Source organism: Acinetobacter lwoffii (assembly GCF_024129855.1).
Classification (GTDB): Bacteria; Pseudomonadota; Gammaproteobacteria; order Pseudomonadales; family Moraxellaceae; genus Acinetobacter; species Acinetobacter lwoffii_L.
In genome coordinates this window covers 41,323-55,995 of sequence record NZ_JAMXXC010000018.1, presented here as the reverse complement: position 1 = coordinate 55,995, position 14,673 = coordinate 41,323, and the positions used below count along the sequence as shown (strand labels likewise).

The 14,673-nt window shown below is 44.9% G+C and carries 12 protein-coding genes and 1 tRNA gene; 12 read left to right on the top strand and 1 reads right to left on the bottom strand.

The annotated features are described in order from the left end of the window. The 11 genes from NI465_RS12475 to NI465_RS12425 all read left to right on the top strand — a co-directional run. The coding region (locus NI465_RS12475; protein WP_445585614.1) for an EF-Tu C-terminal domain-related protein at positions 1-89 on the top strand (89 nt) is incomplete at its 5' end. A gap of 52 nt (positions 90-141) precedes the next feature. Next, positions 142-217 (top strand) — tRNA-Trp (locus tag NI465_RS12470). A 74-nt stretch (positions 218-291) separates the two neighbouring features. Further along, positions 292-732 carry a preprotein translocase subunit SecE gene (secE, locus tag NI465_RS12465; RefSeq protein ID WP_004278617.1) on the top strand — a complete coding sequence of 147 codons (441 nt, stop codon included), beginning with the start codon at positions 292-294 and terminating at the stop codon, positions 730-732. 7 nt (positions 733-739) lie between these two features. Further along, positions 740-1,273, top strand: a complete 534-nt coding sequence (nusG, locus tag NI465_RS12460) for a transcription termination/antitermination protein NusG (RefSeq protein ID WP_004278615.1) — start codon at positions 740-742, stop codon at positions 1,271-1,273. A gap of 119 nt (positions 1,274-1,392) precedes the next feature. Beyond that, positions 1,393-1,821, top strand: coding sequence for a 50S ribosomal protein L11 (gene rplK / locus NI465_RS12455; protein ID WP_004278614.1), 429 nt, complete (start codon positions 1,393-1,395; stop codon positions 1,819-1,821). 3 nt (positions 1,822-1,824) lie between these two features. Then, complete coding sequence (gene rplA / locus NI465_RS12450) at positions 1,825-2,520, top strand: 50S ribosomal protein L1 (protein WP_004278613.1); 696 nt, start codon at positions 1,825-1,827, stop codon at positions 2,518-2,520. Between the two features lie 324 nt (positions 2,521-2,844). Further along, positions 2,845-3,351 carry a 50S ribosomal protein L10 gene (rplJ, locus tag NI465_RS12445; RefSeq protein ID WP_004278612.1) on the top strand — a complete coding sequence of 169 codons (507 nt, stop codon included), beginning with the start codon at positions 2,845-2,847 and terminating at the stop codon, positions 3,349-3,351. A gap of 48 nt (positions 3,352-3,399) precedes the next feature. Further along, positions 3,400-3,765 (top strand): 50S ribosomal protein L7/L12, encoded by a 366-nt coding sequence (gene rplL, locus NI465_RS12440; protein WP_004278611.1) that lies wholly within the window; start codon positions 3,400-3,402, stop codon positions 3,763-3,765. A 307-nt stretch (positions 3,766-4,072) separates the two neighbouring features. After that, positions 4,073-8,161, top strand: coding sequence for a DNA-directed RNA polymerase subunit beta (rpoB, locus tag NI465_RS12435; RefSeq protein ID WP_005102827.1), 4,089 nt, complete (start codon positions 4,073-4,075; stop codon positions 8,159-8,161). A 188-nt stretch (positions 8,162-8,349) separates the two neighbouring features. After that, complete coding sequence (gene rpoC / locus NI465_RS12430; RefSeq protein WP_253145528.1) at positions 8,350-12,540, top strand: DNA-directed RNA polymerase subunit beta'; 4,191 nt, start codon at positions 8,350-8,352, stop codon at positions 12,538-12,540. A gap of 201 nt (positions 12,541-12,741) precedes the next feature. Continuing rightward, entirely contained in the window at positions 12,742-13,107 is a 366-nt protein-coding gene (locus tag NI465_RS12425; RefSeq protein WP_005108070.1) for a glycine zipper domain-containing protein, read from the top strand. A gap of 57 nt (positions 13,108-13,164) precedes the next feature. On the opposite strand, the gene NI465_RS12420 is transcribed toward NI465_RS12425, so the two are convergent. Further along, a complete protein-coding gene (locus NI465_RS12420) occupies positions 13,165-13,659 on the bottom strand; it encodes a DUF4442 domain-containing protein (RefSeq protein ID WP_253145527.1) in 495 nt (164 codons plus the stop codon). Between the two features lie 117 nt (positions 13,660-13,776). Between NI465_RS12420 and NI465_RS12415 the strand changes: the two genes are divergently transcribed. After that, a complete protein-coding gene (locus tag NI465_RS12415) occupies positions 13,777-14,658 on the top strand; it encodes an alpha/beta fold hydrolase (RefSeq protein ID WP_180087438.1) in 882 nt (293 codons plus the stop codon). Positions 14,659-14,673: the final 15 nt, after the last annotated feature.

The window sequence follows — 14,673 nt, the reverse complement described above, 5'->3', positions numbered from 1 at the left end:
CGATCGCAATGGACCCAGGTCTACGTTTTGCGATCCGTGAAGGCGGTCGTACAGTTGGTGCTGGTGTAGTTGCTAAAGTAACTGCATAATCATAGAATAAGACAAACAGGTTGGAGTTTAGGCTCCAACTTGTTGTTTTGCAGGTCAGTAGTTCAATTGGTAGAGCGTCGGTCTCCAAAACCGAATGTTGGGGGTTCGAGTCCCTCCTGACCTGCCAAGTTTTTAAAAAGACGCTTGATGTCGGCAAAATTGGTCATATAATAAGTCGCGAAACCTACGACGAGTACAAAAATGTCGAATGAAAAATCACGCGACGCATTAGGCGAAGCGGCAATTCCTCAAAGAAATAATCCTGCAGTAGATGTAAGTTCTGGTTCTCCATTAGACATGGTTCTATGGGTTATCGCCTTGATTTTATTGGTTGGTGCAATGATGGTAAACCAATATTTACCAGCGTACTGGGCACCTGCGAATGATATTTGGGTGCGCGTTGGGGTGATTTTGGCTTGTATCGTTGCAGCATTCGGTTTATTATACGCCACCCATCAAGGCAAAGGCTTTATTCGTCTGCTGAAAGATGCACGAATTGAGTTGCGTCGAGTGACCTGGCCTACCAAGCAAGAGACGATGTCCACATCTTGGCAAGTTCTTGTTGTAGTCGTAATTGCATCCATCTTATTGTGGTGTTTTGACTATATTTTAGGCTGGTTAATGAAGTTTATTATCGGGTAAGAGAGCTATGAAACGTTGGTACATTATTCATGCCTATTCAGGTTATGAAAAACAAGTGATGCGTTCGCTTAATGATCGAATCCAGCGTAGCGCTGTTGCCGATAGCTTTGGTGAAGTCCTTGTTCCTACCGAAGAAGTGGTAGAAATGAAGGATGGCAAGAAGCGTAAATCAGAGCGTAAGTTCTTTCCTGGCTATGTCCTAGTCGAAATGGAAATGAACGATGATACTTGGCACATTGTTAAAGAATGTCCAAAAGTTTTAGGTTTTATTGGTGGTACGGCTGAAAAACCGGCACCGATTACGCAAAAAGAAGCAGATGCGATTCTTGCGCGTGTACGCAATACTGGCGAAGCACCTCGTCCTAAGACGATGTTTGAACCAGGCGAAGAATTACTCGTGGTTGACGGTCCATTCACCGACTTTAAAGGTGTGGTGGAAGAAGTTCAGTACGAAAAGTCACGTTTAACGCTGACCATTAATGTATTTAACCGACCAACTCAAGTTGAATTGGAATTTCGTCAAGTCGAAAAATCAGTCTAATTTGTATGGGTTGAAAACGCCTGACTTATTTATAAGTCAGGCATTGTTGTTGTAACGGTATCGTTACTTGAAATCATTGGGGAGCCTTCACCGGCGTTTGCACCCAGAGGTAATTTGAAATGGCTAAGAAGATTGACGGCTATATCAAGCTGCAAGTTCCAGCTGGTAAAGCGAATCCATCTCCACCGATTGGTCCTGCACTAGGTCAACGTGGTGTAAACATCATGGCATTCTGTAAAGAATTCAATGCTGCTACACAAAAAGTTGAAGCTGGTCTGCCAATTCCAGTCGTGATCACTGTGTACAACGACAAGTCGTTCACATTCATCATGAAAACTCCACCTGCTGCTGTTCTTCTTAAGAAAGCTGCTGGTATCCAGAAGGGTTCAGCTGTACCTAACAAAACTAAAGTTGGTAAGTTGACTCGTGCTCAAATCGAAGAAATCGCGACTACTAAAGAACCAGATTTGACTGGTGCTGATTTAGACGCACGTGTACGTACCATTGCTGGTTCTGCGCGTTCTATGGGCTTGGAAGTGGAGCTTTAAGACATGGCTAAATTAACTAAACGTCAAAAAGCGATTGTAGCTGCTGTAGAAGCACACAAAGTTTACACGCTAGAAGAAGCTGTTGCAGTTTTAGAGAGCCTTCCAGCTCCTAAATTCAAAGAATCTCTAGATATCGCGGTAAACCTAGGTGTTGATCCTCGTAAATCTGACCAAGTTGTTCGTGGTGCGACTACACTTCCTGCAGGTACTGGTAAAACTGTACGTGTAGCTGTATTCGCTCAAGGCGCTGCTGCTGAAGCTGCTAAAGCTGAAGGCGCAGATGTTGTTGGTTTCGACGATCTTGCTGAAAGCATCCAAGCGGGTAACCTTGACTTTGACGTAGTAATTGCTGCTCCAGATGCAATGCGCGTTGTAGGTAAACTTGGTACGATCCTTGGTCCACGTGGCTTAATGCCAAACCCTAAAGTGGGTACTGTAACTCCTGACGTTGCTACTGCAGTTAAAAATGCAAAAGCTGGTCAAGCACGTTACCGCGTAGACAAAGCTGGTATTATCCATGCTGCGATCGGTCAAGTAGGTTTTGAAGCTGCTGCTGTTCGTCAAAACGTTGAAGCACTTGTTGCTGACTTGAAACGTTTGAAACCTGCTACGTCTAAAGGCGTATACATTCAAAAGATCACTTTGAGCTCAACTATGGGTCCTGGTTTGATCGTTGATGTAGCAAACGTTTCTAAATAAGTCTCGACTTATTACAGAATTTTAAAGCCCTGAAGATGTCTCCTTCTCCCTCTGGGAGAAGGTCGGGAAGAGGGTTAAACCTCTCCCTAGCCCTCTCCTGTAAGGAGAGGGGATAATTTAGGCAAACTTTGAATTGATAAATGAAAATTTATCAGCGTCAAAGACCGCGGGCGAGGGGAGTTTTATGCTTCTCTCTTAATAGCCCAGCCTGCGTAGACGCGGTGGTGTGATTTGTTCATCCTCCGCGTGTGAGTCCAGTGATGGTCTTGCGAATTGGGAGTGTACTTCGCGTAAGTACATAAATCACCGTTAGGAGGTTTTACAATGGCTCTTCTTATCGAAGGCAAAAAACAGATCGTAGCTGAAGTAGCTGAAGTTGCTTCTACTGCATTTGCTGCTGTTGTTGCTGACTACCAAGGTTTGACTGTAGAGCAGTTAACTACTCTACGTGTTGAAGCGCGTAAACTTGGTGTTACTACACGTATCGTTCGTAACACTTTGGCTAAACGTGCTCTTCAAGATACTCAATTCAATATCTTGAACGACAACCTTGTTGGCCCAACAATCTTAGCTTTCTCGAATTCTGAAGACGACATGGGTGCTGCTGCACGTTTGTTCGAAGAATTCGCTAAAACTAATAAAGCATTTGAACTTAAAGCTGCTGCATTTGATGGCAAACTTTATCAAGGTGCAGAAGTTAGCGTAATCGCGAATCTTCCGAACCAAGAGAAAGCGCTTACTATGCTTGCAAACGTTCTTCAAGCTCCTATTTCGAAATTGGGCCGCTTACTTACAGCGCTTCAAGAGAAAAACGAGTCAGAAGCTGCTTAAGCTCAAACTTAAACACACATCATTCAATACCCATTTGGAGTTAATCTCATGGCTTTAACAAACGAAGAAATCCTAAACGCAGTTGCTGAAAAAACTGTTCTTGAACTTGTTGAACTTATCTCTGCTTTCGAAGAGAAATTCAATGTATCTGCTGCTGCTGTAGCTGTTGCTGCTGGTCCTGCTGCTGCTGCTGCTGAAGAACAAACTGAATTCAATGTTGAATTGACTTCTTTCGGCGCGAACAAAGTTGCTGTAATTAAAGCAGTTCGTGAAGCGACTGGCCTTGGCTTGAAAGAAGCTAAAGACATGGTTGAAGGCGCTCCTGCAGTTCTTAAAGAAGGCGTTTCTAAAGAAGAAGGCGAAGAGCTTAAGAAGAAACTTGAAGAAGCTGGTGCTACAGTTACTCTTAAGTAATTTCTTAAGGGAGCCGGTTTTTTTATAATCGGCTCCAAAAATTGGCTGATGGCTCTTGGGTCATCAGCCTTTTTGCGTTACAATAATCGGCTCGATTTTTGTTTGCATGATATAAAAATCATACAAATTGAAAATAAACATAATGAACAAACGTTTACCAATATTTTTCATTAAAAAATATTGATAAGCGTTTTAATACCACTAAAAATTGCAGCATTTGTAAAGAGTGGTGGCCATATCGGCCAGCGTAATTCCTTCTGAGCCCGTTCTGCAGGCGGGCTTGGTTTACACTTTCCGAGGACTCCAGATGGCATACTCATATACCGAAAAGAAACGGATCCGTAAGAATTTTGGTAAATTGCCTAGCGTCATGGATGCTCCGTACTTGCTCGCGATTCAAGTCGACTCGTACAGAACATTCTTACAAGATGGCAAATCACCAAAAAACCGCGAAGATATCGGTCTCCAAGCCGCATTTCGTTCAGTTTTTCCTATTGAAAGTTATTCTGGCAATGCTGCTTTAGAATTTGTTGAGTATAGTCTTGGTAAGCCTGAGTTTGATGTACGCGAATGTATTCTTCGTGGCTCAACTTATGCAGCACCAATGCGTGTAAAAATTCGTTTGATCCTGAAAGATCGTGAAACGAAGTCAATTAAAGACGTACGTGAACAAGAAGTCTATATGGGCGAAATGCCATTAATGACGGATAACGGTACCTTTGTGATTAACGGTACCGAGCGTGTGATCGTGTCACAATTACACCGTTCACCAGGCGTATTCTTTGACCACGATAAAGGCAAGACTCACTCAAGTGGTAAAGTCCTTTATTCAGCACGTATCATTCCTTACCGTGGTTCATGGTTAGACTTTGAATTCGATGCCAAAGACCTCGTCTATGTACGTATTGACCGTCGTCGTAAATTGCTTGCGACTGTGGTGCTTCGTGCCTTGGGTTATAGCAACGAAAACATTCTCGACATGTTCTACGAGAAAGTACCTGTGTATCTTGACATGGGTAGCTACCAGATTGACCTGGTGCCTGAACGTCTGCGTGGCGAAATGGCACAATTTGACATCCTGGACAAGGATGGCAAGGCAATTGTTGAGCAAGGTAAACGTATCAATGCGCGTCATGTACGTCAAATGGAAGCTTCAGGTCTTGAAAAACTTGCAGTGCCTGATGAGTACCTGTATGAGCGTATCACTGCTGAAGACATCCCACTAAAAGATGGTGATGTGATTGCAGCCAATACTGTATTAAGCCATGAAATCATGGTGAAAATTGCAGAAGGCGGCGTGAAGCAGTTCAATATTCTGTTCACCAATGATATCGACCGCGGTTCATTCGTTGCAGATTCTCTACGTGCAGATACAACGAGCAATCGTGAAGAAGCATTGGTAGAAATCTACAAAGTGATGCGCCCAGGCGAGCCACCAACAAAAGAAGCTGCTGAAAACTTATTCAATAACTTGTTCTTCTCTTCTGAACGTTATGACTTGTCTCCAGTGGGTCGTATGAAGTTCAACCGTCGTTTGGGTCGTCCTTACGAAGTCGGTACAGATCAGAAGTCACGTGAAGTTGAAGGCATTCTCTCGAACGAAGATATCACTGATGTATTAAAAACATTAGTTGAAATCCGTAACGGTAAAGGTGAAGTCGACGATATCGATCACTTGGGTAACCGTCGTGTTCGTTCTGTTGGTGAAATGACAGAAAACCAATTCCGTGTAGGTCTGGTTCGTGTAGAACGTGCTGTTAAAGAACGTTTAAGCCAAGCTGAAACTGACAACCTGTCTCCGCAAGATTTGATCAATGCGAAGCCAGTAGCTGCTGCAATCAAAGAATTCTTTGGTTCAAGCCAGTTATCTCAGTTTATGGACCAAAACAACCCGTTATCTGAGATTACCCACAAACGTCGTGTTTCTGCACTTGGTCCCGGCGGTTTGACGCGTGAACGTGCAGGCTTTGAAGTACGTGACGTACATCAAACTCACTACGGTCGTGTATGTCCAATTGAAACACCGGAAGGTCCAAACATTGGTTTGATCAACTCGCTTTCTGTTTATGCGAAATGTAACAACTTCGGTTTCCTGGAAACCCCATACCGTAAAGTTGTTGATGGTCGTGTAACAGATGAAGTTGAATACCTGTCTGCGATTGAAGAAGTAGGTACTGTCATTGCACAGGCCGATTCTGCAATGGATAAAGACGGTAACTTAACAGAAGAGTTTGTATCTGTTCGTCATCAAGGTGACTTCGTACGTATTCCTCCTGAAAAAGTAACGCATATGGATGTATCTGCTCAGCAGGTCGTATCTGTAGCAGCGTCACTGATTCCATTCCTAGAACACGATGATGCCAACCGTGCATTAATGGGTTCGAACATGCAACGTCAGGCAGTTCCGACGTTGATCGCTGACAAGCCGCTTGTTGGTACCGGTATGGAAGCCAACGTAGCACATGACTCAGGTGTATGTGTGATCGCTCAACGTGGTGGTCGTATCGAGTTTGTTGATGCGTCTCGTGTGGTTATTCGTGTGAATGAAGACGAAATGATCGCAGGTGAAGCAGGTGTAGATATCTACAACCTGATCAAATACACCCGTTCGAACCAGAACACTTGTATCAACCAGAAAGTTCTTGTGAACCTGGGCGATAAAGTAGGTCGTGGTGATGTACTGGCTGATGGTCCATCAACAGATGGTGGTGAGCTAGCACTGGGTCAAAACATGCGTGTAGCGTTCATGACCTGGAATGGTTACAACTACGAAGACTCGATCTTACTTTCTGAGCGTGTACTTCAAGAAGACCGTTTAACGTCTATTCATATCCAGGAATTATCATGTGTTGCACGTGATACCAAACTGGGTGCGGAAGAAATCACTGCTGATATTCCGAACGTAGGTGAAGCTGCTCTGTCTAAACTGGACGAGTCAGGTATTGTTTACATCGGTGCTGAAGTAACTGCTGGCGATATCCTGGTTGGTAAAGTAACCCCTAAAGGTGAAACGCAGTTGACTCCAGAAGAAAAATTACTACGTGCAATCTTCGGTGAAAAAGCGGCTGACGTAAAAGACTCATCTTTACGCGTTCCATCGGGTACTAAAGGTACTGTGATTGACGTTCAAGTGTTTACACGTGACGGTCTTGAAAAAGACGAACGTGCTCAAGCAATTGAAAAAGCGCAATTGGATGCATACCGTAAAGACTTGAAAGAAGAATTCAAAATCTTCGAAGAAGCTGCACGTGAACGTGTAATCCGTCTACTGAATGGCCAAGAGTCGAATGGTGGCGGTACAACTAAACGTGGCGACAAACTGTCTGAAGACGTGTTGTCTGGTTTAGAGCTTGTTGATCTTCTTGAAATTCAACCAGTTGATGAAGCAATTGCTGAACGTTTAACTCAAATTCAAGTGTTCTTGAAAGAGAAGAGCTTCGAAATTGACGAGAAATTTGCTGAGAAAAAACGCAAACTTTCTACAGGCGATGAACTGACGACTGGCGTATTGAAAGTAGTTAAAGTTTATCTTGCTGTAAAACGTCGCATCCAGCCGGGTGATAAGATGGCGGGTCGTCACGGTAACAAAGGTGTTGTATCAAACATCTTGCCGGTAGAAGACATGCCACATGATGCCAATGGTGTACCTGTTGATATCGTATTGAACCCGCTTGGCGTACCATCGCGTATGAACGTGGGTCAGATTCTTGAAACTCACTTGGGTATGGCAGCGAAAGGTCTTGGCGATCAAATCGACAAGATGATGAAAGAGCAACGTACTGTACTTGAGCTTCGTGATTTCCTGGACAAGATTTACAACAAAGTTGGTGGCGAGCAAGAAGATCTTGATAGCTTGACTGATGAAGAAATCTTGAAACTTTCTGGAAACTTGCGTGCTGGTGTACCTTTGGCTACTCCTGTATTCGATGGTGCTGAAGAAGGTCAGATCAAAGAGTTGTTACAACTTGCAGGCTTGTCTAGTACTGGTCAGACCGTATTATATGATGGTCGTACTGGTGAGCGTTTCGATCGTCCGGTAACTGTTGGTTACATGTACATGCTGAAACTGAACCATTTGGTTGATGACAAGATGCATGCGCGTTCAACTGGTTCTTACTCTCTTGTAACGCAACAGCCGCTTGGTGGTAAAGCACAATTCGGTGGTCAGCGTTTCGGTGAGATGGAAGTCTGGGCACTAGAAGCTTACGGTGCAGCATATACGCTACAAGAAATGCTGACTGTGAAATCGGATGACGTTGAAGGCCGTACCCGTATCTATAAGAACATTGTAGATGGCAACCATTATATGGACCCGGGCATGCCTGAATCGTTCAACGTATTGACCAAAGAGATCCGTTCTTTAGGTATCAACATTGAACTGAAAAATGGTGACTAATTAGTTCCATTTAATCCCCCCAACCCCCTTTACGAAAGGGGGGGATTTGCTCCTCTTGCTTTGAGGAGTTTTCTCCCTGAGAAGCACTGCTTCGCAAGAAAGGGGTTGGTTGGGATTAGTTCAGTTAAAAAACAATATTTGTGACCCAGTTGTTGAGTGAAAATCTCCACAACACACGGAGAAAAAAATTGAAAGACTTGCTCGATATCATGCGCAAAAAGACGGATTCAGACGGTCATGCTCCAGTAGAGTTTGACCGCATCCGTATTGGTCTTGCGTCACCAGAAATGATTAAGTCATGGTCTCACGGTGAAGTTAAAAAGCCAGAAACCATTAACTATCGTACGTTCAAGCCTGAACGTGATGGTTTGTTCTGTGCCAAAATCTTTGGTCCAGTAAAAGATTACGAATGCTTGTGTGGTAAATACAAGCGTATGAAATACAAAGGCGTCATTTGTGAAAAATGTGGCGTTGAAGTAACAACTGCGAAAGTTCGTCGTGAACGTATGGGTCACATCGAGCTAGCATCTCCAGTTGCACACATCTGGTTCTTGAAATCATTGCCTAGCCGTATCGGTCTTTTATTAGACATGACGCTACGTGATATTGAACGTGTATTGTATTTCGAATCTTATGTAGTTACCGATCCGGGTATGACTCCATTTGAGAAATACCAGCTTCTAAACGATGAAGAGTACTTCAATGCATTAGAAGAACACGGTGATGAATTCACAGCGAAAATGGGTGCTGAAGCAGTTCAAGACTTGTTGAAAGACATCGATCTTGAAGCTGAAATTGCGCGTCTTCGTGAAGAAATTCCTGTTACAACTTCAGAAACCAAGCTGAAAAAAGCGTCTAAGCGTTTGAAGTTGATGGAAGCATTCAACGATTCGAACAACAAGCCAGAATGGATGGTGTTAACTGTACTTCCAGTTCTTCCACCAGACCTTCGTCCGCTTGTACCACTTGAAGGTGGTCGTTTCGCGACTTCTGACCTGAACGATCTTTATCGTCGTGTGATCAACCGTAACAACCGTTTGAAGCGTCTTCTTGACCTTGCAGCGCCAGACATCATCGTACGTAACGAAAAACGTATGTTGCAAGAGTCTGTAGATGCATTGCTGGATAACGGTCGTCGCGGTCGGGCAATTACCGGTTCGAACAAGCGTCCGCTTAAATCTTTGGCGGACATGATCAAAGGTAAGCAAGGTCGTTTCCGTCAAAACTTACTTGGTAAGCGTGTTGACTACTCTGGTCGTTCGGTAATTACTGTTGGTCCAAACCTGCGTTTGCACCAATGTGGTCTTCCGAAGAAAATGGCACTTGAACTGTTCAAGCCATTCATTTTCGCGAAACTACAGGCATCTGGTCAAGCAACCACCATTAAAGCTGCGAAGAAAATGGTTGAGCGCGAAACTCCAGAAGTTTGGGACGTTCTTGCTCACGTGATTCGTCAACATCCAGTGATGTTGAACCGTGCGCCAACTCTTCACCGTCTGGGTCTTCAAGCATTTGAACCGATCCTGATCGAAGGTAAAGCGATCCGTCTACATCCACTTGTATGTGCTGCGTTTAACGCCGACTTCGATGGTGACCAGATGGCGGTACACGTACCATTAACACTTGAAGCTCAGCTTGAAGCTCGTGCGTTAATGATGTCGACGAACAACATTCTGTCTCCAGCGAACGGTGAGCCAATCATCGTACCGTCTCAGGACGTGGTCTTGGGCTTGTATTACATCACGCGTGATGCAATCAATGCCAAAGGTGAGGGCATGGTGTTCGCGGATACTCACGAAGTAAACCGTGCACTGGCAACAGGTCAGGTTGATCTACACGCTCGCGTTAAAGCACGTGTACACCAGACTGTGATCGACGAAGATGGTAACCGTGAACAGCAAACCATTATTGTAGATACGACGCCTGGTCGCTGCCTACTTTGGGAAGTTGTACCTGAAGGTATGGATTTCCAGCAAATTAACGTTGAGATGACCAAGAAAAATATTTCTAAGTTAATTAACTCTTGCTACCGTAAATTGGGTCTGAAAGATACTGTTATCTTCGCTGACCAGTTGATGTATTTGGGCTTCCGTCAAGCGACGCGTTCAGGTGTATCTGTCGGTATGGAAGACATGGTTATTCCACCGCAAAAACAAGCAATTATTGGTAAAGCGGAAGCTGAAGTTCGTGAAATCGAACAACAGTTCGAACAAGGTTTCGTAACTGCCGGCGAACGTTATAACAAAGTGGTCGATATTTGGGCGCGTACCAATGACCAGGTTGCTAAAGCGATGATGGACAACTTGTCTTTCACCACTGTGAAGAACAAAGAGGGTGAAGACGAGAAGCAAAAATCATTCAACTCGATCTATATGATGTCTGACTCGGGTGCCCGTGGTTCGGCAGCTCAGATTCGTCAGTTGGCGGGTATGCGTGGTTTGATGGCGAAGCCGGATGGCTCGATCATTGAAACCCCAATTAAAGCGAACTTCCGTGAAGGTTTGACCGTACTTCAGTACTTCATCTCGACACACGGTGCGCGTAAAGGTTTGGCCGATACAGCATTGAAGACTGCGAACTCTGGTTACTTGACGCGTCGTCTAGTAGACGTTGCGCAGGACTTGGTCATTACCGAGCCGGATTGTGGTACGTATGACGGTCTGGTAATGACTCCGTTCATTCAAGGTGGCGATGTCATCGAAAACCTGGGTGCACGAGTATTGGGTCGTGTAGTTGCTGAAGATGTCAAGAAAGTGGGTACAGATGAAGTTCTGCTTCCACGTAATACTTTAATTGACGAGAAACTGGCTGCGTTTATCGAAAGCCAGGGTGTCGACGAAATTAAAGTGCGTTCAGTCGTGAACTGTGCATCTACCTTCGGTGTATGTGCGAAATGTTACGGTCGTGACCTAGCACGTGGTCACCAGGTGAACCCGGGTGAGTCTGTTGGTGTAATGGCAGCTCAATCGATTGGTGAGCCAGGTACACAGTTAACGATGCGTACCTTCCACGTCGGTGGTGCTGCGAGCCGAACTTCTGCTGCAAACAGCGTACAAGTTCGTAACCAAGGTACAGTACGTTTCCACAACGTGAAAACAGTACAACATGCCAAAGGTCACTTGGTATCGACTTCACGTTCAGGTGAAATCGGTATTGCGGATGATTTAGGTCGTGAGCGCGAGCGCTATAAACTTCCTTACGGTGCGTCTATCTTGCTAAAAGATGGCGAAGCTGTAGAAGCAGGCGGTATTGTGGCGACTTGGGATCCGCATACACATCCATTGGTAACAGAAGTTGCTGGTAAAGTACGTTTCAGCCAGATTGCTGATGGCGTGACGGTTACTTCTAAAACTGATGATGCAACAGGTATGTCAACCATCGAAATCTTGCCAGTGACTTCACGTCCTGCGTCAGGTAAAGATTTGCGTCCTGCTGTTGTGTTAGATACCGTTGATGGTGGCGAACAGTTCTACTTCCTGCCACAGAACACGATTCTTTCTGTTCGTGATGGCGAAACGATTGGTGTCGGTGATGTCATCGGTCGTGTACCACAAGAAACTTCACGTACCCGTGATATTACCGGTGGTCTGCCGCGTGTAGCTGACTTGTTCGAAGCACGTAAGCCGAAAGAGCACGCAATCCTTGCAGAAGTGTCGGGTGTTGTAAGCTTTGGTAAAGAGACCAAAGGTAAGAACCGTCTGGTGATTACGCCGGATGATGGCTCTGAGATTTATGAAGAGTTGATTCCGAAATGGCGTACGATTAACGTGTTCGAAGGCGAACATGTGAACCGTGGTGAAACTATTTCTGATGGTCCACAGAACCCGCACGATATCTTGCGTTTGAAAGGCGAAGTTGCGCTTACAAACTACATCGTGAATGAAGTTCAGGATGTATACCGTCTGCAAGGTGTAAAAATCAACGACAAGCATATTGAAGTCATCGTACGTCAAATGCTGCGTAAAGTTGATATCACTGACGGTGGCGATACCAGCTTCATCAAAGGCGAACAAGTGGATTACATCCGCGTTGTTCAAGAAAACCAAGCAGTTCTTGCACAAAACAAGTTCCCTGCGAAGTTTGAACGTCAATTGATGGGTATTACGAAAGCATCGCTTTCTACTGACTCGTTCATCTCTGCTGCATCGTTCCAGGAAACCACGCGTGTGTTAACTGAAGCGGCTGTAACAGGTAAAGAAGATGACTTACGCGGCTTGAAAGAGAACGTGGTTGTAGGTCGCCTGATCCCAGCGGGTACAGGTTTGGCTTACCACTTGGAGCGTCGTCGTCAAGAAGCAGAAGCTGCAGAATTTGAACTGCACAATGATTTCTCTGATGTAGACCAAGCTCTAAGCCAGGCATTTAACGAAGAATTCTAATTCGAGTTAAAGCTGAGAAAAGAGACGCCTTCGGGCGTCTTTTTTTGTCTGAAATTTATAAATAAGACATCTTGAACAGAAGAATAATCCATTGATATTTACAAAACTCAGCAGGAATACCGAGAGAAGTAACACGCTACAGATTTTAGTTTCATAAAATGAAGATAAGCTTAATTAAAGCAAGACAGGAAGGCCAAGGTCATGAAAAAATTAATGGGTGTTATGGCAGTTGCCACTCTTTCCACCTTTATGTTGGCGGGTTGTGAAAGTATGTCTGCCAATGAGCAACGGATCGGTGCTGCAGCCCTTGGTGGTGCAGTGGGTGGTGGTGTCGGTAATAAAGTCGGCGGTGGCGTTGGTGCAGCTGTTGGTGGTGGTGCCGGTGCGGCAGTGGGTAGTAAATCCCAAGGCGGTTCAAATCGTAATGCGACCTATAGTGGTGTAGGTGGTGCTGTTGGTTCAGCAGTTGGTAAAAGCATCTTCGGTGGTAACGCGGGTGCTGCAATTGGTGGTGCAATCGGTGGTGGTGCCGGTGCTGCGATTGAACAGGATAACCGTCGTCGTTAAGTCGAAAGTCATTTCAGATTTAGCTAGATTTAAAAGCGCCAATGTGGCGCTTTTATCTTATTTAGGAGCGTTAATTTTCCCTTTGCTCTGTTTCCGCCGGATATATACCGTTTTTTCTACTTCGGCAATTCTGACCCCGGCTTCATCATAAATATTCAGCTGATAATGCCGATACACTGGCGCGTTGTCAGTCGCCAGATTGATAATCGTGGCAATTTCTTCAGCAGAAATCCGAATGTCCGCCACCACTGTACCGCGACCCGGTGCCAAAAACTGAATGCTGGCGCCTTTATCCCAGACCAGGTATTTCGGCCCCAAATGATGCATCAGCAATAACATATAAAAGGGATCGACCATTGAATACAGGCTGCCACCAAAATGCACACCGACAATATTCTGGTTCTTACGGGTCAGCGGCATTTTGACCCGAACGTGATAATTATTAAAATCAATCTTATCAATTTCAATGCCTGCACCACGATAAGGGGCATAGCGGTTCAGAATAAATTTTGAAACCAGAGGCAGTTTTTGAATTTTCTGGAATAGGCTCATACTGACATTCTTTTTGCGGCTGTGATTATGCATACTAGAGCAACAAAAATGCGCTGGCATTGATCAATCATGCCGATTTATAAACTAAGTGGTCAATAACAAAAACAGGATCAAAAGATGGAAATGCACATGCAATGGGTCGATACCACGGATCAGCAGCGTCTTTGTGTCAAAACTTATGGACAATTCGAACAACCGGCATTGGTGCTGGTTCACGGCTATCCCGATCATCAGGCAGTTTGGGAGCCAGCCATTGCTCATTTGAGTCAGGATTACTTTGTTGTGACTTATGATGTCCGTGGCGCAGGTGAGTCCAGTATTCCCAAAAAAATCTCCGATTACCGCTTGGCCCGTTTAAGTCAGGATCTGGAAGAGGTGGTGAACGAAATATTGCCGAATCGAGCTTTTCATCTGGCTGCGCATGACTGGGGTTCAATTCAGTCCTGGGAATCTGTCACCGATCCACGCTTCAAAGGACGAATTCTGTCTTATAGCACCTTGTCTGGGCCATGTCTGGATCACGCGGCTTTCTGGATGCGTGAACAGTTCCAGCAAAACAAGACAAAATTCTTAAAGCAAATGAGCAAGTCCTGGTATATCGCGATGTTTCATTTGCCCTTGGTGGCGCCATTGGCCTGGAATTTTTTTAATCCGCAGCGTTGGGGCAAGATCGTGCAGCAACTGGAAAGACACGATGATCTGCCACTCAACCCGCATATTGTCAAAGATGGCAAATATGGTGTGAACCTGTATCGGGCCAATTTTTTGCCACGCTTAGCTCAACCACGGCAGCGTTTTGCCATCTGTCCGGTACAGGCGATTGTACTGAAATATGACCAGTTTGTCGGGCCAGATCTGGTTGATGAAATGTCAAAATGGGTGGATGATTTCTCGAAAGTAGAACTGGCTGCCAATCACTGGGCGATTCTGAGTCAACCGGAGCAAGTGGCTCAATTGATTGATGAGTTTATTCAGCGTAAATCTGTTGTCATCACTTGATAGGCCACTCAGCGA

Coding starts and splice junctions, on each gene's coding strand:
- secE (WP_004278617.1), top strand. CDS start 292: ATGTCGAATGAAAAATCACGCGACGCATTAGGCGAAGCGGCAATTCCT.
- nusG (WP_004278615.1), top strand. CDS start 740: ATGAAACGTTGGTACATTATTCATGCCTATTCAGGTTATGAAAAACAA.
- rplK (WP_004278614.1), top strand. CDS start 1,393: ATGGCTAAGAAGATTGACGGCTATATCAAGCTGCAAGTTCCAGCTGGT.
- rplA (WP_004278613.1), top strand. CDS start 1,825: ATGGCTAAATTAACTAAACGTCAAAAAGCGATTGTAGCTGCTGTAGAA.
- rplJ (WP_004278612.1), top strand. CDS start 2,845: ATGGCTCTTCTTATCGAAGGCAAAAAACAGATCGTAGCTGAAGTAGCT.
- rplL (WP_004278611.1), top strand. CDS start 3,400: ATGGCTTTAACAAACGAAGAAATCCTAAACGCAGTTGCTGAAAAAACT.
- rpoB (WP_005102827.1), top strand. CDS start 4,073: ATGGCATACTCATATACCGAAAAGAAACGGATCCGTAAGAATTTTGGT.
- NI465_RS12425 (WP_005108070.1), top strand. CDS start 12,742: ATGAAAAAATTAATGGGTGTTATGGCAGTTGCCACTCTTTCCACCTTT.
- NI465_RS12420 (WP_253145527.1), bottom strand. CDS start 13,659: ATGAGCCTATTCCAGAAAATTCAAAAACTGCCTCTGGTTTCAAAATTT.
- NI465_RS12415 (WP_180087438.1), top strand. CDS start 13,777: ATGGAAATGCACATGCAATGGGTCGATACCACGGATCAGCAGCGTCTT.